This is a genomic window from Aeromonas sp. 55A, assembly GCF_051919665.1.
In the GTDB taxonomy this organism is placed as follows: Bacteria; Pseudomonadota; Gammaproteobacteria; order Enterobacterales; family Aeromonadaceae; genus Aeromonas; species Aeromonas veronii.
The window spans coordinates 714,708-737,834 of record NZ_JBQBEH010000008.1 but is presented as its reverse complement, the minus strand read 5'-3'; the positions used below and the strand labels follow the sequence as shown (position 1 = coordinate 737,834).

The 23,127-nt window shown below is 55.5% G+C and carries 19 protein-coding genes; 7 read left to right on the top strand and 12 right to left on the bottom strand.

Features of this window, described 5'->3' with window-relative positions:
* Positions 1-59: 59 nt before the first annotated feature.
* The 5 genes from hcp to barA form a co-directional block, all read right to left on the bottom strand.
* A complete protein-coding gene (gene hcp / locus ACTG2G_RS07290; protein WP_439985891.1) occupies positions 60-1,709 on the bottom strand; it encodes a hydroxylamine reductase in 1,650 nt (549 codons plus the stop codon).
* A gap of 288 nt (positions 1,710-1,997) precedes the next feature.
* Entirely contained in the window at positions 1,998-2,465 is a 468-nt protein-coding gene (locus tag ACTG2G_RS07285) for a Dps family protein (protein WP_005362843.1), read from the bottom strand.
* Positions 2,466-2,620: 155 nt separating this feature from the next.
* Positions 2,621-3,508: an N-acetylmuramoyl-L-alanine amidase gene (locus tag ACTG2G_RS07280; RefSeq protein ID WP_439985327.1), complete on the bottom strand. Its 888-nt coding sequence runs from the start codon at positions 3,506-3,508 to the stop codon at positions 2,621-2,623.
* 34 nt (positions 3,509-3,542) lie between these two features.
* The gene (locus ACTG2G_RS07275) at positions 3,543-4,022 is read right to left on the bottom strand and encodes a DUF1456 family protein (protein WP_005335594.1); all 480 of its coding nucleotides are present in this window, start codon (positions 4,020-4,022) and stop codon (positions 3,543-3,545) included.
* An 89-nt stretch (positions 4,023-4,111) separates the two neighbouring features.
* A complete protein-coding gene (gene barA / locus ACTG2G_RS07270) occupies positions 4,112-6,829 on the bottom strand; it encodes a two-component sensor histidine kinase BarA (protein ID WP_439985326.1) in 2,718 nt (905 codons plus the stop codon).
* A 153-nt stretch (positions 6,830-6,982) separates the two neighbouring features.
* On the opposite strand from barA, the gene rlmD reads away from it, so the two are divergent.
* From rlmD to eno, 5 genes are all read left to right on the top strand, one after another.
* A complete protein-coding gene (gene rlmD, locus ACTG2G_RS07265; protein WP_100645155.1) occupies positions 6,983-8,305 on the top strand; it encodes a 23S rRNA (uracil(1939)-C(5))-methyltransferase RlmD in 1,323 nt (440 codons plus the stop codon).
* A 390-nt stretch (positions 8,306-8,695) separates the two neighbouring features.
* Positions 8,696-10,909 (top strand): GTP diphosphokinase, encoded by a 2,214-nt coding sequence (relA, locus tag ACTG2G_RS07260; RefSeq protein WP_005335588.1) that lies wholly within the window; start codon positions 8,696-8,698, stop codon positions 10,907-10,909.
* A 73-nt stretch (positions 10,910-10,982) separates the two neighbouring features.
* Positions 10,983-11,780, top strand: coding sequence for a nucleoside triphosphate pyrophosphohydrolase (gene mazG, locus ACTG2G_RS07255; RefSeq protein ID WP_202005806.1), 798 nt, complete (start codon positions 10,983-10,985; stop codon positions 11,778-11,780).
* A 141-nt stretch (positions 11,781-11,921) separates the two neighbouring features.
* On the top strand, positions 11,922-13,559 hold the full coding sequence (gene pyrG, locus ACTG2G_RS07250) for a glutamine hydrolyzing CTP synthase (RefSeq protein ID WP_005335584.1): 1,638 nt from the start codon (positions 11,922-11,924) through the stop codon (positions 13,557-13,559).
* An 89-nt stretch (positions 13,560-13,648) separates the two neighbouring features.
* Positions 13,649-14,950, top strand: coding sequence for a phosphopyruvate hydratase (gene eno, locus ACTG2G_RS07245; protein ID WP_005335583.1), 1,302 nt, complete (start codon positions 13,649-13,651; stop codon positions 14,948-14,950).
* A 124-nt stretch (positions 14,951-15,074) separates the two neighbouring features.
* On the opposite strand, the gene ACTG2G_RS07240 is transcribed toward eno, so the two are convergent.
* From ACTG2G_RS07240 to ACTG2G_RS07230, 3 genes are all read right to left on the bottom strand, one after another.
* On the bottom strand, positions 15,075-15,560 hold the full coding sequence (locus ACTG2G_RS07240; protein WP_439985325.1) for a GNAT family N-acetyltransferase: 486 nt from the start codon (positions 15,558-15,560) through the stop codon (positions 15,075-15,077).
* Positions 15,561-15,688: 128 nt separating this feature from the next.
* Positions 15,689-17,242, bottom strand: a complete 1,554-nt coding sequence (locus ACTG2G_RS07235) for a hypothetical protein (protein WP_236348508.1) — start codon at positions 17,240-17,242, stop codon at positions 15,689-15,691.
* Between the two features lie 138 nt (positions 17,243-17,380).
* Positions 17,381-17,809 (bottom strand): VOC family protein, encoded by a 429-nt coding sequence (locus ACTG2G_RS07230; RefSeq protein WP_439985324.1) that lies wholly within the window; start codon positions 17,807-17,809, stop codon positions 17,381-17,383.
* 482 nt (positions 17,810-18,291) lie between these two features.
* Between ACTG2G_RS07230 and ACTG2G_RS07225 the strand changes: the two genes are divergently transcribed.
* Complete coding sequence (locus ACTG2G_RS07225) at positions 18,292-19,467, top strand: retropepsin-like aspartic protease (RefSeq protein ID WP_216949250.1); 1,176 nt, start codon at positions 18,292-18,294, stop codon at positions 19,465-19,467.
* Positions 19,468-19,505: 38 nt separating this feature from the next.
* Here the strand turns inward: ACTG2G_RS07225 and ACTG2G_RS07220 are convergent, their stop codons facing one another.
* Complete coding sequence (locus tag ACTG2G_RS07220) at positions 19,506-20,102, bottom strand: MliC family protein (protein WP_439985323.1); 597 nt, start codon at positions 20,100-20,102, stop codon at positions 19,506-19,508.
* Positions 20,103-20,289: 187 nt separating this feature from the next.
* Positions 20,290-20,655 (bottom strand): DUF2061 domain-containing protein, encoded by a 366-nt coding sequence (locus ACTG2G_RS07215; protein ID WP_042084552.1) that lies wholly within the window; start codon positions 20,653-20,655, stop codon positions 20,290-20,292.
* A gap of 191 nt (positions 20,656-20,846) precedes the next feature.
* Here ACTG2G_RS07215 and ACTG2G_RS07210 point away from each other — a divergent pair, with 191 nt between their 5' ends.
* The gene (locus ACTG2G_RS07210) at positions 20,847-21,053 is read left to right on the top strand and encodes a hypothetical protein (protein WP_123172400.1); all 207 of its coding nucleotides are present in this window, start codon (positions 20,847-20,849) and stop codon (positions 21,051-21,053) included.
* A gap of 217 nt (positions 21,054-21,270) precedes the next feature.
* On the opposite strand, the gene ACTG2G_RS07205 is transcribed toward ACTG2G_RS07210, so the two are convergent.
* Both ACTG2G_RS07205 and ACTG2G_RS07200 read right to left on the bottom strand, forming a co-directional pair.
* Positions 21,271-22,083, bottom strand: a complete 813-nt coding sequence (locus ACTG2G_RS07205) for a DUF2971 domain-containing protein (RefSeq protein WP_439985322.1) — start codon at positions 22,081-22,083, stop codon at positions 21,271-21,273.
* 298 nt (positions 22,084-22,381) lie between these two features.
* A protein-coding gene (locus ACTG2G_RS07200; RefSeq protein ID WP_270657729.1) for an IS1 family transposase occupies positions 22,382-23,076 on the bottom strand; the annotation gives its coding sequence in 2 pieces (ribosomal slippage) (positions 22,382-22,830 and positions 22,830-23,076; 696 coding nt in all).
* Between the last annotated feature and the right edge of the window lie 51 nt (positions 23,077-23,127).

The following is a 23,127-nucleotide window of genomic DNA, read 5'->3' as shown; positions in this document are numbered from 1 at the left end:
GGATCCAGAAAAAAGGCGAGCCGGGCGGCTCGCCAAACGCTTACAACATGAGGTGCCGATCAGGCCGCCAGGATCTCGGCCAAGTCAGCCTCGGCCGTGGTGGTTCCTTTCAGGCCAAACTGCTCCTCCAGTACCTTGAGCAGCGCCGGGGTGAGGAAGGCGGGGGCGGTCGGGCCGGTACGAATGTCTTTCACCCCGAGGGAGAGCAGGGTGAGCAGAATCACGATGGCTTTTTGCTCGAACCAGGAGAGCACCAGCGTCAGCGGCAGATCGTTGACCCCACACTCGAACGCCTCGGAGAGTGCTAGCGCCAGCTGGATGGCGGAGTAGGCATCGTTGCACTGGCCCACGTCCAGCAGGCGCGGAATGCCGCCGATGTCGCCAAAGTCGAGCTTGTTGAACTTGTACTTGCCGCAGCCCAGGGTGAGCAGCAGGCTGTCGCGGGGCGCCGCCTTGGCAAACTCGGTGAAGTAGGCGCGCTCGGCCTTATCGCCGTCACAGCCACCCACCAGGAAGAAGTGGCTGATCTCCCCGGCTTTGACCTTCTCAATCACCGCCGGTGCGGCCTGCATCAGGGCGTTGCGGGCAAAGCCAATGGTGATGAAGTGCTCGAGCTCGGTGTGCTTGAAGCCATCGAGTGCCAGAGCCTTGGCGATCACCGCGGAGAAATCATCCCCTTCCAGATGAGTGACGCCCGGCCAGCCGACGATGGAGCGGGTGAAGATGCGGTCCGAGTAGTTGCCCACGTTCGGGTCGATGATGCAGTTGGAGGTCATCACCACGGCGCCCGGGAAGTTGGCAAACTCTTTCTGCTGGTTTTGCCAGGCGGAGCCGTAGTTGCCCACCAGATGGGGGTACTGCTTGAAGAAGGGGTAGGCCAGCGCGGGCAGCATCTCGCCGTGGGTGTAGACATGGATACCAGTCCCCTTGGTCTGCTCCAGAATGAGTTTGAGATCCATCATGTCGTGGCCGGAGACCAGAATGCACTTGCCGGGGATGGGGGTGACGCGCACCTGGGTGGGTTCCGGGTGACCGAAGGCGCTGGTTTCACCGAGATCCAGCATCTCCATGATTTTGAAGTTGAGCTGACCGATCTCCATGGCACAGCTGAACAGCCGACCCATTTCGCTCGGGTCTGTGCTGAGCCAGCTCATGATGCGGTGGAATTCGGCGGCCACCTCGTCACTCTGCTGATCCAGCACCCGGGCGTGCTCCATATAGGCGGCGGCTCCCTTGAGGCCGTAAAGGCAGAGCAGACGCAGCCCCATGATGTCCTCGTTCACCTCGCTCTTGCCCCGATTGGGGGCGGCTGGTGCGGCATGGGCAAGTTGCTCCAGCAGTTCGGCACCGGGTTCGAAGTAAGCGGAGTGTGGCAAGTCGTTGACCTGCACCGCCATGGCGGTCAGACGATCGGCCAGCTGCTGGCGATAGGCGAGGGCCTGATTGACGTAGGCCACGATGCGATTCGAGTCGAAGTTGACGTTGGTGAGGGTGGCGAAGAAGGCCTTGGGCACGAAGGCATCGATCTCGCGATCTATGATGCCTTGCTCACGGGCGGCCAGCGCCCAGGCGCTGAGCCCCTGCAGGGTATAGATCAGTACATCCTGCAGATCCGAGGTTTCCGCCGTTTTGCCGCACATACCTTGTGCGTAGGCACAGCCGTTGCCTGCCGGGGTACGAATTGTCTGTTCACATTGCACACAAAACATCATGTCTCTCCCAATTGGACATTTCAGTTGTCTGTTTTGTGGCGATTCTATTCCTCTCGCGAAAAACTTAATAGGTATTCAATTTGCCAATTAAGATTCCCTTGATGCAGATCAAAAACAAAAAAGCCGCCCAAACAGGGCGGCAAGCGGGTGGATAAAAGGAGAGACAACTCAGGTTTGCAACAGAACATAACAATCAGACGGATTGGGCCGTGGTCTGGTCAGGAGCTTTCGGCCCGGTACTTACTCAAGCAATCATACGTACGCTGTAGTCGGCTTGGTTCACTATCAGGCCAGATAAGCGCGCAGCATCCAGACCAGTTTTTCCTGCTGCTGCACATAGTCGGAGAGGATGGAGGCAGTGCCCTCATCACCGGCTTCGGCGGCCTGGCCCAGAATACGGCGCTGGGCGACCAGCAGTTCGCGGAAGCTATCCAGCAGGGATTCGACACAGGCGCGGCCATCGTGCAGCCCTTTTTGCTCTGGGATGGCAGAGACTTTCAGGTAGTCACTGAAGCTGTGCATTGGCACGCCATCCAGGGTCAGGATCCGCTCGGCCAGTGCATCGACTTTCAGCAGCAGGTCATTGTAAATCTCTTCAAATTTCAGGTGCAGTTCGAAGAACTGGTTGCCACGGATATTCCAGTGGAAGCCGCGCACGTTCATGTAGAGGATCTGGTAGCTGGCCAGCAATTTGTTCAACTCGGCTGCCAGGGCTTGTGATTGAGCAGTATCAAGACCAATCGGGCTTTTCATCATTCACCTCCAGATTTGGAAATCGGTTTTAAATTCTCTTTCGGAACGTAGTCAGAGTAACGCCTTGCAAAATGCAGGGACAATTGTTTGTGCCTAACTGTTTGATAGCTAACGGCTATCAAACAGTACGCAGCAACGGGGGCAATGGATGAGGATTAGGGGAAGTATTTTTCGAGCAGCGCCATCAGGATGGCCTGACACTCGCGGTCCGGTTTGCTATCGACCTTGCTGGCGCGAAAGTGGAGCTGAAAGGCGCCCATGACGGCGCGGCTCTGCTCATCCCACTGGCCGCTCCGGGGCAGGCCATAGCCATAGCGGGCCAGCTGTTGTTGCCACATGGCCGCATCCCAATCGGGCAAGGTGCTGGCCAGTAGCTCGGCCACCCGATCTTCATCTGGCCAGGCGCCGACTCCGTACGTCAGATAGAGCTGGCGCCAGGGGAAGTGGGGGCCGGGATCCTGCTTGCGCTCGGGGGCGACATCGCTGTGGCCCAGCACCTGGGTCGGTGGAATCTGGTAGCGGGCGACCAGCTCCCGACTGAGGGCGCCGACGGCGGCAATCTGCTGCGGGGTATAGGGTTGCCAGCGGCGGACATCGGGGGCCAGCGGCTCATCTTCTGCTGGATAGCCGAGGTTGACGATCTCGATGCCAAGGGAGCTGGCATTGAGCCCGGCATATTGGTGCCAGCGGCTGCGTCCGGCATGCCAGGCGCGCGCGCTGTCCGGCACCAGCTGATAGACGGTGAGCGGTGTTTCGCGGCTGTCGCGGGGGATCAGGTAGTGTGCGCTCACCTTGTGCTCCGGCTCGGTCAGCAGGCGCAAGGAATTGGCATCGTCTTCGTCGGTGTAGTGAAGGATCAGAAAGGCGATCCGCTCGTTCTGGTTGGCGCTCTGATAGCGGGTAGATAGCTGGTATTCGGACGGAGTACAACCACCCAGCAGCAGAACCAGTGGCAGAAAGAAGAGGGGAAGAAGACTGTGCCAGCGCCATCCCCCTGCTGCAGCCAGGTTGCTGAGCGTGGGAGGAGTGAGTCGCTGGCACATGTCGAAGGCTCTGCCTAGTCAGTCGCGCAGCTGGTCAGCCGCGGTACTTGGCAGTGAGGCCGATCAGGAAGTTGCGCAGGATCTGATCCCCGCAATCCTGATAGTGCTTGTGATCCTTGGAGCGGAACAGGGCACTGAGCTCGGACTTGGAGAGGTTGAAGTCGGCGAGCTTGAGGGTGCCGAGCATATCCTCTTCCTTGAAGTTGAGACCGATGCGCAGCTTGCGCAAGATCATGTTGTTGTTGATCCGGTTCGGGATCACCTGGGCCGGTGCATCTTCCCGCACGCCGCGGCGGGCGATGATGAAACCGTCGAGGAACTGGCTCAGGGCCGAGTCGGGACAGGCGACATAGCCTGCCTCTTGCTCTTCACCTTCCGCCGCCTCTTTCATCAACCAGCTGTGCAGCTGGGCGTGAGTGACCGTCAGGTTGCCCTTGGCAAACATCTCGACCATCTGGTCGTTGCTGATGGTGAGGGCGTAGCGCAGACGGCGCAGAATATCGTTGTTGGTCATGCTGACTCCTGTGTAAACGGCGCAACTTTACCATCTGGCGGCCCTCGCGTCAGAAAAAGCGGGGGCCGATACAGTTCAGGTCAAGCTCATCAAGCTTTGCCGAGATAGCGGGGCGCCTCCTGGCGCACCAGTTCCAGTGCATCTTGCAGCTCCAGCAGCTCGGGTTCCAGCTCGCTCACCGGCACGCCGTCACGCAGCTGTTGCTCCAGCTGGGAGAGCAGCCGTTGCAGCCCAGGCACCCCGGAATAGGCACAGCCACCGTTGAGGCGATGGAGCTGGGCCAGCACCTCGCTATCTTCAATTTCGCCAGCCAGCGCGCTATCCAGCACTGGTTCCACTTCGTCGAAACTGGCCAGCAGCATGGTCAGCATCTCTCTGGCGAGATGCTCTTTCCCCGCCGCCTGCCGCACCGCCAGTGCCCAGTCGATCTGTTGGGCACCATTATTCTGGTGGCGCCGATGGGCAAAGTCGGTGATGAGCTGGGCCAGCATGCTCTCGTCGATGGGCTTGGCCAGATAGTCGTCCATCCCCTGCCGGATCAGCCGCTCCCGTTCTCCGGGGATGGCGTGGGCGGTCACCGCCACGATCGGGGTGGTGGTGTTGAGGGACTGGTTGCGGATAGCCTGGGTGGCACTGATGCCATCCATGACCGGCATCTGGATATCCATGAAGATGATGTCGAACGGCTGGCTCTGGGCCTGCTTGACCGCTTCCTTGCCGTTTTTGCACACCACCACCTGACTCACCATCTCCTTGAGCATGGCGGCGATCAGCTTGAGGTTGGCGGCGTTGTCATCCACCGCCAGCACCTTGATTGGCTGCAACTGGCGCGGAGCAGGCTGGGCGGGCAGTTTCTGGCGGCTCGATTCCGGCGAGAGCAGGGCGTGCAGCAGCTTGCGGTGGTTGACCGGTTTGGAGAGACAGTGCTGGGCGCCATGGGCCAGCATCGCTTCATAGAGCGCCGGCTCGTGGCTGCTGAGCAGCACTATGGTGTTCTGCTGCTGGCCGTTCAGTCTGTCGAGACGGCCGAGCACCTGCTGCGGCGTATGCAGGGTGCTGCTGCCGATGATCACCATCTCCTGCTCGCTCATCTCAGGCCAGGGATCATCGCTGGTCAGTGGGTGCACGTCGAGGTGCCACTCCGCCAACAGGGCGAGCAGGGAGGCTTGCGCGAAGGGATCCGGTTCCAGCAGCCAGAGCCGCTTGCCACGGATCCGATCCAGCGGCAATTGATCGGTCTGGGGCAGGGGGGATACCTCCACATCCAGACTGAAGGAGAAGAGGGAGCCCTTGCCGAGCTCCGATTCAAAGCGGATCTGGCCGCCCATCTGCTGCACCAGCTTCTGGGTGATAACGAGCCCCAGGCCCGTGCCGCCATAACGGCGGGAGATGGAGGAGTCGGCCTGATTGAAGGCCTGGAACAGCTGATGTTGCTGCTCCTGGGAGATGCCGATGCCGGTATCGCGGATCTGGACGTTGAGCCTCACCTTGTGGTTGCCACTGCCGGTCTGCTCGATATGGACATCCACGTTGCCCTGTTCGGTGAACTTGATGGCGTTGCCGGTGAGGTTGGTCAGCACCTGTTGCAGACGCATGGGGTCGCCGGTGAGGTAGTCCGGCACATCGGCATCCACCCGCAGGGAGAGCTCCAGCTGCTTGTCGTGGGCGCTGGGGCCGAGCAGGTGCATGGTCTCGTTGAGAGTGTCGCGCAGGCTGAACGGGATATGTTCCAGCTGCAGCTTGCCCGCTTCCAACTTCGAGAAGTCGAGGATGTCGTTGATGATGCCAAGCAGGTTGCGCGCCGACTTCTCGATGGTCTGCATGTAGTCGGTTTGGCTCGGGGTCAGGCTGGTTTTCAGCAACTGGCGGGTAAAACCGATGACCCCGTTGAGCGGTGTACGAAGCTCGTGGGACATGTTGGCCAGAAACTCCGACTTGACCCGCGCCGCCTCCTGCGCCCGCTTCTTGGCCATGTCGAGCTCGACGTTCTGGATCTCTATCTGCTCGAGGGTTTCGCGCAGGTCAGAGGTGGCCTGATCGATATTTTGCTGCATCTCTTCGTGATATTCGGAGAGCGCTTTGGCCATGGCGTTGATGCCGTTTTTCAGCATATCCAGCTCGCCGGTGAGCTGGCCGCTGACCCGGGTATCGAGCCGCCCCTCCCTGATCTTGTGCACCGCCTGCACCATGTTGGTGATGGGTTGGGTCACACTCTTGACCAGACGGAAGCCAAACAGGGTACTGAAGGCGACCCCGATGAGCACCATGATCACCGCAAAGAAGGTGTCGCGGTACTGCAGCAGCATGGCCCTATCGGTCGCCATCTGCATCGAGATGTAGCCGATCATCGGCGGCTCTACATCGCTGGGCAGCGGGAAGCCATCCAGACTGGTTTCAGCCTGGATCGGGGTGCGCAAAATGATGTCGTCCCCCTGAAACGTCACGCTGGTCAGATCCGGAATGGGCTCGCCATCGGGCAGTCTGAGTCGGGTGAAATCCCGGTGGTAGTTCGAGGTAACGAACAGCTGGTTGTCCTGGGTGAAAACCGCGATGGACTTGATGAAGGGGGAGTTCTTGCGATGGGTCAGGCCAATGAGCCGCTTGAGGGATTCTCGACTGTGCTGGGTCATCCCGTATTCACTGGCGATCGCCAGCGGTTCGATAATGTTGATCCCCTGATCAATGAGGTTGTTTTCCAGCTGCTGGTAGCGGTGGAAGGTGAAGTAACCGGCCATCAGGCCACCGATGATCAGGGTCGGCAGGATGGTGAAGGCGAGAACGCGTGCTCTCAGGCCATATTTGGTCATACGAACAGGCCACCAGTGAACAGGGTTGGCGATAGGGTTGATGGCAATACACGGGCTCTGTGGCCGTATTTGGTCATACTATTATTCTTGTGGGACAATACCCGGCAGCAGATTCCACAATCATGACATAGCCACCTATAGGCACCAAGTTTTATGGCCCAGTTTTTCAAGCCCCAAAAGAAGTCCACCCAGCTCCAACGCATTGAATTTACGATAGACACCCTCGATCACCACTGCGTCGGTATCGGTCGCCATCAGGGCAAGGCGATCTTCGTCGAAGGGGCACTGCCCGGCGAGACCGTCAAGGCACGCATCACCGAAGAGAAAAAACAGTATGGTCACGCCGCCTTGCAACAGGTGGTGACCCCGGCGGCCAATCGTATCGCCCCCTTTTGCAGCCACTATCGCGAGTGCGGCGGTTGCAGTGCCCAGCACATGTCGGTTGCCGATCAGCAAGCCGCCAAGGCGGCGGGACTGGTCAGCCTGTTCGAGCGGTTGGGCAACATCAAGGCGCCGGCGCTGGAGCCGGTACTGACCGGTGAAGATCGCGCTTACCGCCGGGTCTGTCGTCTGGCCATCAAATTTGACAAGAATGGTCGCTGCACCCGGGTCGGTTTCCGCCGCCGCAACAGCAACGATCTGGTGGAGATCGACAGTTGCCCTGTGCTGGCCGAACCGCTCTCTGCGCTGATTGCCCCGCTGCGTGAATGCCTCAATCGCCTCAAGAGCCAGCGCGAGCTGGGCCATGCGGAGCTAATCCAGGCCGAACAGGGGATCATGATGCTGCTGCGCCACACCGGCCGCCCCAATGAGGCGGATCGCGCCCTGCTGGTGGAGTTTGCAAAAGCGCAGGGGATCGACCTCTACCTGCAGGCGGCCGATGATCGTATCGAAGCGCTGCAGCAACAATTTTCCCCATCCTACTCGCTGGATGGCCTGTCTCTTGCATTTGCTCCCGGTGATTTCATTCAGGTCAACGGCCCCATCAACCAGAGCATGGTTGAGCAGGCGCTGACATGGCTCGGGGCGAGCAAGGATGACAAGGTGCTCGATCTCTTCTGCGGCATCGGCAACTTCACCCTGCCGCTGGCCCGTCAGGCTCGCGAAGTGGTGGGTGTCGAAGGTGAACTGGCCATGGTGCAGCGGGCCGAAGAGAACGCCCGTCGCAACGGCATCACCAATGCCCGTTTCTACAAGGCCGACCTGAGCGATGACATCGTCGGCATGTCCTGGGCGCGGGAAGGGTTTGATCTGGTGCTGCTGGATCCGGCTCGCCCCGGCGCGCTGGAAGTGATGGGACACGTCGTGAAACTTTCACCCAAGCGGGTGGTCTACGTCTCCTGTAACCCGGTCACCCTGGCGCGGGACAGTCAGGTGCTGGTGAAAGGGGGTTATCGTCTGGTGCGCCTCGGCATGCTCGACATGTTCCCTCACACCGGTCATCTGGAGTCCATGGCGCTGTTTGAACGGGAGTAAATGACTCATCAGTTCGGCGATGCCGGATAGGTCATCCGGCATGTTCGTTACTGTTTGAGCAGGTGTGTATATGAAGTAATCCTGCTCATCAGTACGGCGATGCGGATATGTAATCTAGCATGTCTGCGGCTGTTTGAGCAGGTGTGTATATGAAGTAATCCTGCTCATCGGTATGGCGATGCGGATGTGCAATCCTGCATGTCTGCGGCTGTTTGAGCTGGTGTGATTGGGGTAATCTAGACCCTCGTCGTTCGGCAGGGCCTGTTGGTGCGCTCTATTGTCTTTCTGGACAATATGCCTTGAAAAGTGCGCTGGATATCCCCATTTGAGGCAATCTCATGAGGGGAGAAAGTGACAGCTTTCGGCCCGATAATTTAAAGGATTGATACCATGGTTGCGGTTCGCGATATTCATTTGAAAGACAACTTCACCCTGGAAGAGTGGGTCAGCTCGCTCTCCTTGAGTGACAGTGAAAAGGATCAGCTGCGAACCGTCTACCAGTATTGTCTGACGCTCGGTGACGAGGCGCTGACCAGCAAGCTGCTGGTGCGCGGCATCGAAATGGTGGGCATCCTGCAGATGCTCAGCATGGATATCGGTACTCTCAAAGCGGCCATCATCTACCCCTTCGTCGAAGCCGGTCTCATCAGCCAGGAGCGGATGGATGAGGACTTTGGCTCCAAGATCGCCAAGCTGGTGGAAGGGGTGCTGGAGATGGAGGCCATCCGCTCCCTGCAGACCCTCCATCGCAGCGAAACCTCGCCGGAGCAGGTCGACAACGTGCGTCGCATGTTGCTCGCCATGGTCGAGGATGTGCGTGCCGTGGTGATCAAGCTGGCGGAGCGGATCGCTTGCCTGCGGGAAGCGAAGACGGCAGATGAAGAGACTCGGGTGCTGATGGCCCAGGAGATCACCAATATCTATGCGCCGCTCGCCAACCGTCTGGGCATCGGCCAGCTCAAGTGGGAGCTGGAAGATCTCGCCTTCCGTTACCTGCACCCGGATACCTACAAGCAGATCGCCAAGCAGCTCGACGAGAAGCGGCTCGACCGCGAGCGCTATATCCGCGAGTTTGTGCAATCCCTGCGTAATGGGTTGAAAGAGGCGGGAGTTGACGCCGAGGTGTACGGTCGGCCGAAACATATCTACAGCATCTGGCGCAAGATGCAGAAGAAGCACCTCGAATTCAACGAGTTGTTCGACGTGCGCGCAGTGCGGGTAGTGACCAAGCGGCTGCAGGATTGCTATGCGGCGCTCGGCATAGTCCACACCCAGTTCCACCACATTCCCCGCGAGTTTGACGACTATGTCGCCAACCCCAAACCGAACGGCTATCAGTCGATCCACACCGTAGTGGTGGGGCCGGAGGGCAAGACGGTCGAGATCCAGATCCGTACCGACCAGATGCATCAGGATGCCGAGCTCGGCGTCGCGGCGCACTGGCGCTACAAGGAAGGGGCGCAGGCGGGCGGCAAGGCCAACACCTTCGAAGACAAGATCGAGTGGCTGCGCAAGCTGCTCGCCTGGCAGGAAGATCTCTCCGAGAGCGGTTCCCTGCTGGAAGATCTGCGCAGTCAGGTGTTCGAGGACAGAGTCTACGTCTTCACCCCGAAGGGGGATGTCATCGACCTGCCGGCAGGCGCCACCCCGCTCGATTTTGCCTATCACGTCCACAGCATGATCGGCCACCGCTGCATCGGCGCCAAGATTGATGGTCGCATCGTGCCGTTCACCTACGCTCTGCAGACCGGCGATCAGGTGGAGGTGATCACCCAGAAAGAGCCGAACCCGAGCCGCGACTGGATGAACCCCAACGCCGGCTTCCTGCGCTCCAGCCGGGCGCGGGCCAAGGTGGCGACCTGGTTCAGAAAACTGGATCGGGACAAGAATATCGTGGCCGGTCGCGAGCTGTTCGAGAAGGAGCTGGATCGCCACAACCTCAGCATGTCCAAGATCGACAAGGGCAACATGCTGCGCCGCTTCAATCTGGAGAGCACCGACGATCTGCTGGCCGGTATCGGCAGTGGCGATATCCGCATCAACCAGGTGCTCAACTATCTCGACACCTGTTACAACAAGCCGACGGCGGAAGAGGAAGATCGCCGATTGCTGGAGAAGCTGGAGCAGAAGGCCAATGCGCCGATGCGCCACAAGCCCAAAGACCACATAGTGGTGGAAGGGGTTGGCAACCTGATGACCCATATCGCCCGCTGCTGCCAGCCCATTCCGGGGGACTCCATTCAGGGCTTTATCACCATGGGGCGTGGCGTTTCGATCCACCGGGAAGATTGCGAGCAGTTGAAAGAGCTTTCCCGTCGCAACCCGGAGCGGCTGATCGATGCGGTGTGGGGGGAGAACTACTCCGGCGGCTACGGCCTCACCATCCGGATCATCTCCAACGATCGTTCCGGCCTGCTGCGCGATATCACTACCGTGCTGGCCAACGAGAAGATCAATGTGATGGGGGTGCGCTCGCGCTCCAACGTGCGCGAGCAAACCGCCGAGATCGACATGGAGCTGGAGATTTACAACATCAACGCCTTCAACCGGGCGTTGGCCAAGCTCAGTCAGCTTAACGACGTGATCAGCGCCAAGCGGCTTTGATATCGAACCGACCGGCCCCAGTGGCCGGTCTGTATTTATGACCCTTTTTGAACGAATAGAAAGCGAATATCCCATGTCCCAACGTTATGACCTCTCTCAATTGCTCGATATCATGGCTCGCCTGCGCGATCCGCAAAACGGCTGCCCCTGGGATCTGAAACAGGACTTCCAGACCATAGTGCCGCACACCCTGGAAGAGGCCTACGAAGTGGCCGATGCCATCGAGACTGAGGATTGGCAGGGGCTGAAAGGGGAGTTGGGGGACCTGCTGTTTCAGGTGGTGTTTTACGCCCAGCTGGGTAAAGAGCGGGGCTTGTTCGACTTTGCCGATATCGTCGATACGGTGAGCGAGAAGCTCATTCGTCGTCACCCCCACGTTTTTTCCGATGCAGACCTCTCCAACGAGCAGGCGGTAAAAGCGAACTGGGAGGCGGAAAAAGCCAAAGAGCGGGCGGCCCTCGACAAAGAGAGCGTGCTGGACGATATCCCGCAGGCGCTGCCTGCCCTTACTCGCGCCGCCAAAATTCAGAAACGCTGCGCCACCGTCGGTTTTGACTGGAAGACGTTGGGGCCTGTGGTGGACAAGATCCACGAAGAGATCGACGAGGTGATGGAAGAGGCATTGATGGCCGATGTGGACGAGGCGAGGGTGAGCGATGAGCTCGGTGACCTGCTGTTTGCCACTGTCAATCTGGTGCGTCATCTGGGCAAGGATCCGGAGCAGGTACTGCGCGGCGCCAACGCCAAGTTCGAGCGTCGTTTTCGTCAGGTTGAGCAGATAATCGCCGCAGAAGGCTTGAAAATGACCGATTGCACCCTCGAAAAGCTCGATGCCGCCTGGGATAAGGCGAAGGAAACCGAGCAAAGTTGATTTGGCGCAAGATGAGGGGGCGGTGAGCCTGATAGATTTTTGCTCATTGTTTGGGAGAGGGGTTTTTGGTATACTGTTTCCCCGTCCTGCTTCATCCCCGAAGCACCCCTTAAAATTCCCTAAACTTCTTTCAGGTTCAGCATGACGACCAAATATATTTTTGTTACTGGTGGCGTTGTTTCATCCCTCGGCAAAGGCATTGCCGCAGCTTCTCTGGCAGCCATTCTGGAAGCCCGTGGTCTGGATGTGACCATCATGAAACTGGACCCGTACATCAACGTGGATCCGGGCACCATGAGCCCGACCCAGCATGGTGAAGTGTTCGTAACCGAGGACGGGGCCGAAACCGATCTGGATTTGGGCCACTACGAGCGTTTCATCCGCACCAAGATGACCCGTCGTAACAACTTTACCACCGGCCGTATCTACGCCGACGTACTGCGTAAAGAGCGTCGTGGTGACTATCTGGGCGCCACCATTCAGGTTATCCCGCACATCACCAACGCCATCAAAGAGCGGGTGATTGCCGGTGCCGAAGGCCATCAGGTTGCCATCGTCGAAGTGGGCGGTACCGTGGGTGACATCGAGTCCCTGCCGTTCCTCGAAGCCATTCGTCAGCTGGCTGCTGAAGTGGGCCGCAACAACGCCATGTTCATGCACCTGACGCTGGTTCCTTACCTGGCTGCGGCCGGTGAAGTGAAGACCAAGCCGACCCAGCACTCCGTCAAAGAGCTGCTCTCCATCGGTATCCAGCCGGATGTGCTGATCTGCCGCTCCGACCGTGCCATTCCGGCCAATGAGCGCGCCAAAATTGCCCTGTTCTGCAACGTGCCCGAGCGCGCCGTCATCTCCATGAAAGACGTCGACTCCATCTACAAGATCCCGGCACTGCTCAAGTCCCAGAATCTGGACTCCTACTTCACCGAGCGTTTCGGTCTGGAGTGCAAAGAGGCTGATTTGTCCGAGTGGGAACAGGTTATCTACGAAGAGGCCAACCCGACTGGTGAAGTGACCATCGGTATGGTCGGCAAGTACGTCTCCCTGCCGGACGCTTACAAGTCCGTCAACGAGGCGCTCAAGCACGGTGGTCTCAAGACCCGTCACTCCGTCAACATCAAGTACATCGACTCTCAGGATATCGAGACCCGTGGCGCCGAGCTGCTGGAAGGTCTGGACGCGATCCTGGTGCCGGGTGGCTTCGGTGAGCGCGGTGTGGAAGGCAAAATTCTGGCTGCCCAGTATGCCCGCGAGAACAAGATCCCCTACCTGGGTATCTGCCTCGGCATGCAGGTTGCCATGATCGAATTCGCTCGCAACGTGGCGGGCATGGAAGGGGCTCACTCCTCCGAATTCAAGAAAGATTGCGCGTACCCGGTCGTTGGCCTCATCACCGAGTGGGTGGATGAAGAAGGTAACGTCGAGACCCGTACCGAGAAGTCCGATTTGGGCGGTACCATGCGTCTGGGTTCCCAACTCTGCCACCTGGTCGAAGATTCCAAAGTGCGTCAGATGTACGGCAGCCCGACCATTTACGAGCGTCACCGTCACCGTTACGAAGTCAACAACAAGCTGCTGCCGCAGATTGAAGCGGCAGGTCTGAAAGTGACCGGTCTCTCCGCCGACAAGAAGTTGGTGGAAATCATCGAGATCCCGGATCACCCCTGGTTCGTGGCTGCGCAGTTCCACCCGGAGTTCACCTCTACTCCTCGTGATGGCCACGCTCTGTTCGCCGGTTTTGTGAAGGCGGCAGGCGAGTATCAGAAGCGTAATTTGAAGTAATTGAAAATAAATGCGGTTGGGGCACTGTGCCACAGCCGCTTTTTTTGGCATATTTTTGTTGTTTTTTTACGAAACCTGAGGAAATACACATGTCCAAGATCGTTAAAGTGATCGGTCGTGAAATCATCGACTCCCGTGGTAACCCGACCGTTGAGGCCGAAGTTCACCTGGAAGGTGGTTTTGTTGGTATGGCAGCCGCTCCGTCTGGCGCGTCCACCGGTTCCCGCGAAGCGCTGGAACTGCGTGACGGCGACAAGAGCCGTTTCCTGGGTAAAGGCGTGCTGAAAGCCATCGAAGCCGTAAACGGCCCGATCGCTCAAGCTCTGCTGGGTAAAGATGCCAAGGACCAGGCCACCGTTGACCAGATCATGATCGACCTCGACGGTACCGAGAACAAATCCAAGTTCGGCGCCAACGCCATCCTGGCTGTTTCCCTGGCTAACGCCAAAGCTGCCGCTGCTGCCAAAGGCATGCCGCTGTACGCCCACATCGCCGAGCTGAACGGCACCCCGGGTGTTTACTCCATGCCGCTGCCGATGATGAACATCATCAACGGTGGTGAGCACGCCGACAACAACGTCGACATTCAGGAGTTCATGATCCAGCCGGTTGGCGCCAAGACCCTGAAAGAAGCTGTCCGCATGGGCGCTGAAGTGTTCCACAACCTGGCCAAAGTGCTGAAGTCCAAGGGCTACAACACTGCAGTTGGTGACGAAGGTGGTTTCGCTCCGAACCTGAAATCCAACGCCGAAGCGCTGGAAGTTATCGCTGAAGCCGTTGCCGCTGCCGGTTACAAACTGGGCACCGACATCACCCTGGCTATGGACTGCGCTGCTTCCGAGTTCTACGACGCAGAGAAGAAAGAGTACAACCTGAAAGGCGAAGGTCGTGTCTTCACCTCCAACGGTTTCTCCGACTTCCTGGCTGACCTGACCACCAAGTTCCCGATCGTCTCCATCGAAGATGGCCTGGACGAATCTGACTGGGAAGGTTTCGCCTACCAGACTGCTGAACTGGGCAAGAAAATCCAGATCGTGGGTGACGACCTGTTCGTAACCAACACCAAGATCCTGAAGCGCGGTATCGACAACGGCATCGCCAACTCCATCCTGATCAAGTTCAACCAGATCGGTTCCCTGACCGAAACTCTGGCTGCCATCAAGATGGCCAAAGACGCTGGCTACACTGCCGTCATCTCCCACCGCTCCGGTGAGACCGAAGACGCTACCATCGCCGACCTGGCTGTTGGTACCGCTGCTGGCCAGATCAAGACCGGTTCCATGAGCCGTTCTGACCGTGTTGCCAAGTACAACCAGCTGATCCGTATCGAAGAAGCTCTGGGTGCCAAAGCTCCTTTCCGCGGTCTGAAAGAAGTTAAAAACCAGGCTTAATTTGCTGGTTTGCCAGCCTCGGCTGGAATGAAAAAAAACCGGAACCCAAGGGTTCCGGTTTTTTTATGCCTGATCCTTGCCACAACGGCCTGAGAGGCGAGGGCGTTGTGGCTCTGGTCTCGGGTCAGACAAAGGGGAGCATGCGCTGATAGCGCCCTGCATGCGCCTTGAAGCCCAGCTTTTCAAACAGGGCGATAGAACGGACGTTATCTGCATCGATATCTGCGGTGAGGCAGGTGACACCCAGTGTGCTGGCGTGGGCGAACAGCAATCCCAGCGCTTCCGACATAAACCCTCTGCGCCAATAGGCCGCATTGAGCAGGCAGCCCACCTCGCAGCTGTGGCCCGCCTCGCTGAAACTGTGCAGGCCGCAGGTACCGATCACCTTGTTGCCCTCCCGCTCGACAATCGCCCACTCCAGCGACTCCCCCGTTTGCTCCAGCCGCACCACGCTCGCCATCATCTGCGCCACCATGGCGGGAGAGGTAAAGCAGGGATCAGAGGCAAACTCCATGGTCAGTGGATTGCCATAAATCTCGAACAGATCGGCGGCATCCTGCGGGCCAATGGTGCGCAGCACAATCCGAGTGCCGGTTAAGTCGGGCTTCATAAATCTCCTTGGGGAGTGTTACGCCAGCAGAGATACAGGTAAAAAATGAGACAGCGTGAAAGTCGGTCTCTGAAGGCAACTGGCACTATCACGAAATATTTCTATCGCGAGCGTCCGATTACGCTTTGTTAATTAGAACTACGGCCTTGTTGTTCTACATTTTCTTTTAATACATCTAACCAGCTTCTATCAACGACTAGCCGCTCCGATGGTGTTACTGGGATGACATTAACTTTACTTCTGTTTGCTGTACTAATTCTAAGTTTTTTCACTAGTTTAACCTTTTGGGCTTCGGCGGAGCCATCTGTGCTCAGACAAATCCAATATAGAAATTTGTGATTATCTTCAATTAATTGACGAAATAACCCATTGATATGACTATCATCTATATTAAAGCCATATCCTATAACGACGATTGCATCACAAGAGTTATATTCGTCAAATAATCCAACATAACGTCTAGACATATCAACAGATGTAAGTGGTTTTAGACCACTTTGAGTCAAGATAAAAGGGACGTGAATTTGGTCTTGAGGAACTTCAGTTTCTGATGCGCATGATATTACTGAGTTTTTATATGGGTTGTAATAATCACAAACTCCACCATTTAAATGGCGAACTGATGGAATGCTATAACCCAATTCTGATGATATCTTTTCTATTAAATTATTATAATTTGCTGTGCCAACAGCACCAATTTCTATATCCAGTTCTGTACAACGTTGCAAGTCATGATAGTATCCTTCTTCAGGAAGCTCACCTGCTTTTTCCAGTTGTGTAACAATATAGGCTCTAGTCGCTCTAAGAAATACTACCATCTTAGAGAATTTGGCCCACTCTGTTTTGGGGGAAAATAAATACCTGAAGTGACTATCTATTAGTGACTGATAGTCTAGGACAGTGGTAAATATATTCTCGATCAACTGCTGCGATAAGGCACAAAGTAAATCATTAATCGAGCCTCCCTCAAGGTCATATACTCTTTTTTTCTCTAGTAATAGCTCAAGAGCAGTTAAGCCTGCACGACTAAACTCAATTTTAAACATACCTGTAACGTCATCAAAAATAGGTATATTGTCGGGGGCGGCCTCAAAGAGTTCCTGATTTAGTTTTTGCACTAAGTCTTGTCCATGAGCACCAACTAATAGCTGAAGAAATGCACCAGCATAACGTTGTAAATCTGCTGTGTTTTCTTTATTGCTAATTACGCTTAATATTGCTGAGTAAAATTCACTTCCAAAGAGTTGTACTTCATTAGCAAGAATTGGATTGAGCCTAACAGCCGTTGAGTACAATAACTCACCATAGGCGGTTTCCATTTCTTCACCGAATTTATCAATCAATGTGCTTTTATTAATTCCAAGCTGTGACAAAGCATACTCTGCTTCGTTGTCGAAATCACTTAATCGTCTAATAATTTCTGATTTTCTGTACTCGATTGATGACTCAATCAAGCTTGTAAATTCGTTCTTTCCGAAAGCATGAATTCTTTGCGTCGCATATCTTTCTGGAAGCCAATCTGTAGCATAGTTACTGAGTTGATTTATCGTCCCTAGCTGGTTACGTAGAGACTCTTTGTGAGAGCTAACATCTTGTCTGAAAAGATCAATTGCAAACTTACCACCAGTAGGTAAGCCATAACCAACCTCGGCTCCAGCACCAAAGAAAAAACCTAATTTCATATACCCTCTGACATTGTTGTGATTTAACTAAGTTAATTTAAAAAACCTCTATTAAGAGGGTATATCTATAATTTTAAATAAGAAGTGTTTACTTTGTAGTATCATAATGGTCCTAATCACAGGCATACCACCCTCTTGTTAAAACAGAATTTCCACTGACGCCACACTGCGTTTTGCCTCACCGTGATAAACCGCTTCGATATTATTGCCATCCGGATCGAGGACAAAGGCGGCGTAGTAGCCGGGATGATAATTACGCTCACCGGGAGAGCCGTTATCTTTGCCGCCGTTAGCCAATGCGGCCTGATAAAAACGATCCACCATAGCGCGATCTTTTGCCTGAAAGGCGAGGTGGTGGCGACCGGTCAACACCCCCAGTGCGGCGGGGCTGTCGACAGAGGTGACAAACAGTTCGTCTGCCCAGAAGTAGCCCTCACCTGTGCCGCCCAGCGGAATATCGAGGGTGGTGAGAATGGCCGTATAAAAGCGCTGGCTGGCGACCAAATCTTTGACCACCAGTTGGATATGGTCGATCAAGCGACCACGATGCAGGGTTTGTGTTTCCATACACCACCTTGATTTGCATGTTGTGGGTGAATAAGCAGCTTACCGGTCAGTTTGGTTGGATCAAAAAGGGACCGGGCGAGATATGGCATGGCTACCGCCCCTGAATTTCAGCCTCCAGTCTGCTGCGTTTCACCAACGGGATGGGGTTGGCATGGCTCATGGGAGACTCCGACGAGGCAAATGTTGCCAAATGGCAATATTAACCATGGCGCTGTGGAGAGAAAGCTCAATATTGAGATTTTCTGTGCAAGATCAATAAATTAATCAAATGTCACCCGCGATTGATGACGCGCCGAGATAGCGTGAACAGCCATTCTTGATCTATCACCATAGAATATTCATGGTCATATCTGGCTTGAACCAGCATAAAACTCTTTGTTATTGTCCGCCTCCCCCGCTGAAATAGCTTATTTATCTATAAATCAACAAGATAGCATTATGCGGTGGCGTCGCGGGGGCATCTGCTATCGGGAAGGAGAGTTATGAAGTCGCAGTTCAAAGTGGCGCTGGCCATGTTGGCCCTGTTCGTCGTCCAAGGCTGCACAGCCCCGGATTCATCCACCAAGCGCAATGCACCCGGCCCGGTGCTGACGGTGCATTACGAAAGTGCCCCCCTGATCCCCGTCACCATCGCCGGTGAGCAGTACCAGTTTTTGCTGGATACCGGGGCCAGTATCACCTTTATCGATCGTCGTCTGGCCAGTCGCTTCAAGGCGCTGACCTTAAGCGAGTTGCCCAGGGCCTATCAGGCTGATTTTGCCAGTGTAAGCAGCGTTTCGAGTCAACTGGGCAGCGAGCAGCTTGGCTTTGTTGAGCCGCAGCCCTTCTCGCTGGGGTCGGTCACCATTGATGACAGCGATCTGTGGGCAACCGTTGATTTCGATCTTTTCTCCCAGTCTCTTGGCAGCCGTATCGATGGCATCCTCGGGATCGACACCATCCGCCGTTTCAACTGGGTGTTTGATCGCGACAAACATCAGCTCACGGCTTTGCTGACGGCACCGTCGGCAGCCACCTTCGAGCGTTGCATCGGCTATGAAGATAGCTACAACCGCTCCCCGGCAGTGTATCTGACCCACGGCGAGAGCAGCGTGCGCATGTATCTGGATACCGGGGCCGATCAGAGCTATGCCGACCATGCCTTTATCGACTTTATGGCCAGTCAGAAGGCGATCTCTGGCGAAGATGCCTCGCCACGCAAAGGGGTGGACGCCAGCGGTATGGTGGAGGGGCGTGACCATATCCTCACCGGCCTGCATTTTGATGAGCGCCAGCTCGGTGAGCTGCGCGTGTCGGAAAACAGCAATGAGCAGTATGGTCTGGGGCTGGATTTTGTTAACCGCTTCAATCGCTTTGCGATCATGCCCGGGCGGATGATGCTCTGCTACGACGCCGATAGCCTGGCGCGCAAAGTGCCGCCAATCCTGCGCAATATCGGGGTGCGCTTTGATGGCAAGCATCTGCAGGTCTACTACAGCGATGAACGGGATCTTGCCCCCTATGGTCTGGCCAACGGCGACATTCTGGAGCAGATCAACGGGGTGGCTTATCGTCCCCTCGAGATCGACAAGGTGCGTGAACTGCTCAGCACTAGCCAGCCGGGGTCGCTCAAGTTGCGGATTGTGCGGGAAGGAAAACCGCTGGATATCGCCATCTAGTCAAGGTGGGGCGGCAAGATGAGCCGCCCCCATGAGCCTCAGCCCTTGGTCGGATTTTCCATGCAGGTGAGGGTTGGCTGGCCGTAACGCTCCAGCGTGGCTTCGTCCCCTTTGGTGAAGAAGGTGAGGTTCTGCCCTTCATAACGGGCACCGCTGGCGCTGGGGGCTTCATAGGCGAGCACTTGTTGCTGCTTGTCGCCCTCGCTCAGGTTGATCACCGCGGCGGGCAGCTTGGCATCGTTATAGAAGTAGGTAGAGAGAGTGACGTTCTTGCCGCACTGGTAGTTGACCGGTGCCGGCACCATCAGCTGGCCGCCGCTGATCTGCAGTTCGGTGATCCGCAGCAGGTAGTTATCCTCCACACACTGGCGCAGATCCTGCCCCTTCCAGCAGTCGTTGCGACCCTTGATCCAGCCGCGCTGCATGGCGCGCTCTGTCTTGAGCTGTTCGGGAGAGAGCGCAGCAATCGCCTTGGGGTAGAGGGCCGCCAGTTCGTTATCAAGGGCGGCCAGTCCGGCATCCTTGCAGATCAGGGTTTCGACCGACCCGGAGGCTTTGGTGCAGTCAAAGGAAGGGGCTGCGGCACAGGCCAGCAGAGGAGCAAACAGCAGGGCGGCAAGCAAGGTCTTGTTCATCGATAGATTCCAGCAATAAGGAGGGCATATCTGCCTACTACAGCACACTCTTCAGGGCAATACAGCAGGGGAGCCGAGCTCAGTTTGCTCTGCTGAATGGCTGCCAAACGGAAAAACCCGACACTCCTGGCCGGAATGTCGGGTTTTTTGTGGCCGCGATAAAGGGGAAGGCGGGTTGCCCGGTCGATCAGGCCAGCGCCAGTTGCTGACTGCGGGCGCGCCACAGCCGCTCGTGGAAGAAGAACACCACGGTATTGATGGCCGGTTCGATCATCGCCATCACGCCGCCGGTGAGCAGCTCGCCGCTCAGCAGGAAGGCCACCCCGAAGGCCACCGAGAAGTGGACCACCGCGAAGCTGCTGGTCTTGGCCTGCAGGCTGTGATTTGGCTTGAGTTTGTGCCAGCCAAGGTCATGAAAGTAGAAGGCGACCGTGTTGACGGCGGGCTCGATCAGGGCGATCAGGCTGGCGGTCAGCAGCTCACCGGTCAGCAGGTAGGCCACGGTAAAGGCGACACCGAAGTGCAGGATGGCAAAGCTGATGGTCTTTTTCATGATGGCGGCTCCCTCTGTTGATGATGAGAGTATCCGCCGAAATGAGATTAAATGAAAACTATTCTCATCTATTGCCAGAATAGAGAGAACCTATCAACGGGCGAGTGGCCGGTGCGGTTCAGCGGTTGCCAATCGCAACCAAGGCGATAAAGTACAGCTTCTTCACACTTGCCCATGAAAAAGGATCTTTCATGAATATCAATGCCACCCTGCTTGGCCAGTTCATTGTGTTGTTGATGGCCATCGTCGGCGTCATCGCCTGGCGACTGGCGCGCCGCAAGAGCGAGCATCCGGCGCTGGTCACTGTTATCTGCTCCCTACTCTGCCTGTTTCCGCCCTTTGGCCTGCTGGCCCTGTTGCTGGTTGCGCTGAAACAGGATCTGCCCGCCCGCTCATAGGGCGCGCTGTGGAGGGGGTTCCTGCTCACGAAGACCTTGGACACCCATCTTTTGCTCCCATCTTTTGGGCTCTGGCTATGCTACGCCTTGCTCAGAAAGGTGGGTGTCCCAGATTTGCGCACATCTTTTGGGCTCTGGCTATGTTACGCCTTGCTCAAAAAGGTGGGTGTCCCAGATTTGCCGAATTACTCTTAAATTGTTTGTTAACCTTTCGCTATCACCATGACGTAACACGATTTAAATTGAACATATTATGATAATTACTCTGATTTGATTCATCGTAATCCACTATATCCAATTTAAATTGATGAGAGTGCACAAACGCCTCACGAACTTTAATACCAAACCTTTCACATTCCTCTACGACCTCTTTTTTCTTACTTACTGGCATTTGGCAACCAAGAATAATTGACTTAATCATTGTCGGCTCTACTGGGAAAAATGGGAAACCAACATTAGGTATATATTCGGCAAGGCTAAGTGGTAGTAAGAGTCTTTGCTCTTGCTCATACTCCCATTCAGGAGACTTAACAAACCAAGACTCTGTATCATGCTCTAATTCGCTTGGTTCAATATAGGTTGGGCGTTCAATCGTATAGTTCACTTCGCGCAATTCACCAATATTTTGGTAGTGATCATCTACACGCTCACCAAGGAAAGTCGTAGCGTTTTTATATTTACCATTGAAGAAATCAGCGGCTTTATCGAACTCAATGCAAATGCCCGCATGATTGTTAGCATAATGAGCCCACATCAAAAGGTTGTCTTCAACAGATGCAAAGCACAACACACCGACAGTAGCCCTAACACCACACTGAGCATCCCATGCATAATCATAGTATGAGGTAGGGTCTGATAGAGAGCTAGACAAGGACATCATATGATCATGTTCATCTTTATCAAGGGAGCTCAAATAATTGCCCATAACCAATTCAAATGGGTCATTGAACTCTCCAAAGCGAGATACTTTTAAGAAGAAGTTATCAAAAAACTCCGGTCTGTAATCGGTATATTTAAAAACTGAACTCACTATTTTTCCCCTTAATTTACTGAGAATGGCTAACGCCCACTTAAGGGGCAGCCAACGCTACTACCAACTTCCCGCACAACACCGTAATCACAAAAACGAACGCATAGTAAAAATGCCACGCGTTGGCTGTCCCTCTTGAAGAGTTTGTTAGGACTCAAGCTCAGTCACATCAATTACCAATATTGATAATCCACCATTTGAATCGTCGATATCAACTTTAGGTACATCTTTAAATAAAGCTAAGTTGGGATTAAATGCTGAATTCGAGTAACGAATGTTTTTCGGGTAATGACTCCAATCAGTTGAAATGGTGTCTTTCTATAAAGGCACCAATCACTTTCTCGTGGAGCTCAACGGAACGAGAGAAGCAGATGGTCTTGCGAGCCAATCGCTTGATGCGCATTCTGAGCGTCAGGTTGTTACGCTCGATACGCTGGGTGAATATCTTCCCGGTCAGATGCATCTCGCTCGGCACCTCTCTGGCATAGCTTCCCCAATCATCACTGGTGATAAAGCCTATCTGGAACGGAGAAAGCAGGCTCAGCAACCGACGGCATGTCTCATCGTTGCGTGGGCCAAAGGTATATGCCACGACTCGTTTTCTCTTGGTATCAAAAGCATACCAAAGCCAATGTCGATGCTGTTTGTTGCCAACATAGGCCCATTGCTCATCAAGTTCACAGATAAGTGCCACGTCATCGAGCACCACCTTTTCGGAGGTTACTTGCCTTGGGGTGAGTTTTTTAGGGTGCGTATGACTGTGTTGATGCCAATCTTGAGGACGCGAGCAGTATCACGAACACCTGAGCCGTTGAACGCCATATCAACAATCTTGTCTTTGACGCCAGGCTTGCGGGCTTCATAGGTGTAGGTGAGCTGAAACACGTGCGGACAGACGGGGCAACGATAGCGAACATGGCCGGCAGGGGTCTTCCCATGGCGATATACGTGGTCAGAGTTGCAGCGAGGGCAGTGAACGGTGATGGATGCCATGAAGCTGTCGGTCTCAAAAGAGTTCATCATATCAACTCAACCGATCGGATG

Bases quoted from the DNA above. Each gene is read 5' to 3' on its own strand.
- hcp (WP_439985891.1), bottom strand. From the start codon at position 1,709: ATGTTTTGTGTGCAATGTGAACAGACAATTCGTACCCCGGCAGGCAAC.
- ACTG2G_RS07285 (WP_005362843.1), bottom strand. From the start codon at position 2,465: ATGAAAAGCCCGATTGGTCTTGATACTGCTCAATCACAAGCCCTGGCA.
- ACTG2G_RS07280 (WP_439985327.1), bottom strand. From the start codon at position 3,508: ATGTGCCAGCGACTCACTCCTCCCACGCTCAGCAACCTGGCTGCAGCA.
- ACTG2G_RS07275 (WP_005335594.1), bottom strand. From the start codon at position 4,022: ATGACCAACAACGATATTCTGCGCCGTCTGCGCTACGCCCTCACCATC.
- barA (WP_439985326.1), bottom strand. From the start codon at position 6,829: ATGACCAAATATGGCCTGAGAGCACGCGTTCTCGCCTTCACCATCCTG.
- rlmD (WP_100645155.1), top strand. From the start codon at position 6,983: ATGGCCCAGTTTTTCAAGCCCCAAAAGAAGTCCACCCAGCTCCAACGC.
- relA (WP_005335588.1), top strand. From the start codon at position 8,696: ATGGTTGCGGTTCGCGATATTCATTTGAAAGACAACTTCACCCTGGAA.
- mazG (WP_202005806.1), top strand. From the start codon at position 10,983: ATGTCCCAACGTTATGACCTCTCTCAATTGCTCGATATCATGGCTCGC.
- pyrG (WP_005335584.1), top strand. From the start codon at position 11,922: ATGACGACCAAATATATTTTTGTTACTGGTGGCGTTGTTTCATCCCTC.
- eno (WP_005335583.1), top strand. From the start codon at position 13,649: ATGTCCAAGATCGTTAAAGTGATCGGTCGTGAAATCATCGACTCCCGT.
- ACTG2G_RS07240 (WP_439985325.1), bottom strand. From the start codon at position 15,560: ATGAAGCCCGACTTAACCGGCACTCGGATTGTGCTGCGCACCATTGGC.
- ACTG2G_RS07235 (WP_236348508.1), bottom strand. From the start codon at position 17,242: ATGAAATTAGGTTTTTTCTTTGGTGCTGGAGCCGAGGTTGGTTATGGC.
- ACTG2G_RS07230 (WP_439985324.1), bottom strand. From the start codon at position 17,809: ATGGAAACACAAACCCTGCATCGTGGTCGCTTGATCGACCATATCCAA.
- ACTG2G_RS07225 (WP_216949250.1), top strand. From the start codon at position 18,292: ATGAAGTCGCAGTTCAAAGTGGCGCTGGCCATGTTGGCCCTGTTCGTC.
- ACTG2G_RS07220 (WP_439985323.1), bottom strand. From the start codon at position 20,102: ATGAACAAGACCTTGCTTGCCGCCCTGCTGTTTGCTCCTCTGCTGGCC.
- ACTG2G_RS07215 (WP_042084552.1), bottom strand. From the start codon at position 20,655: ATGAAAAAGACCATCAGCTTTGCCATCCTGCACTTCGGTGTCGCCTTT.
- ACTG2G_RS07210 (WP_123172400.1), top strand. From the start codon at position 20,847: ATGAATATCAATGCCACCCTGCTTGGCCAGTTCATTGTGTTGTTGATG.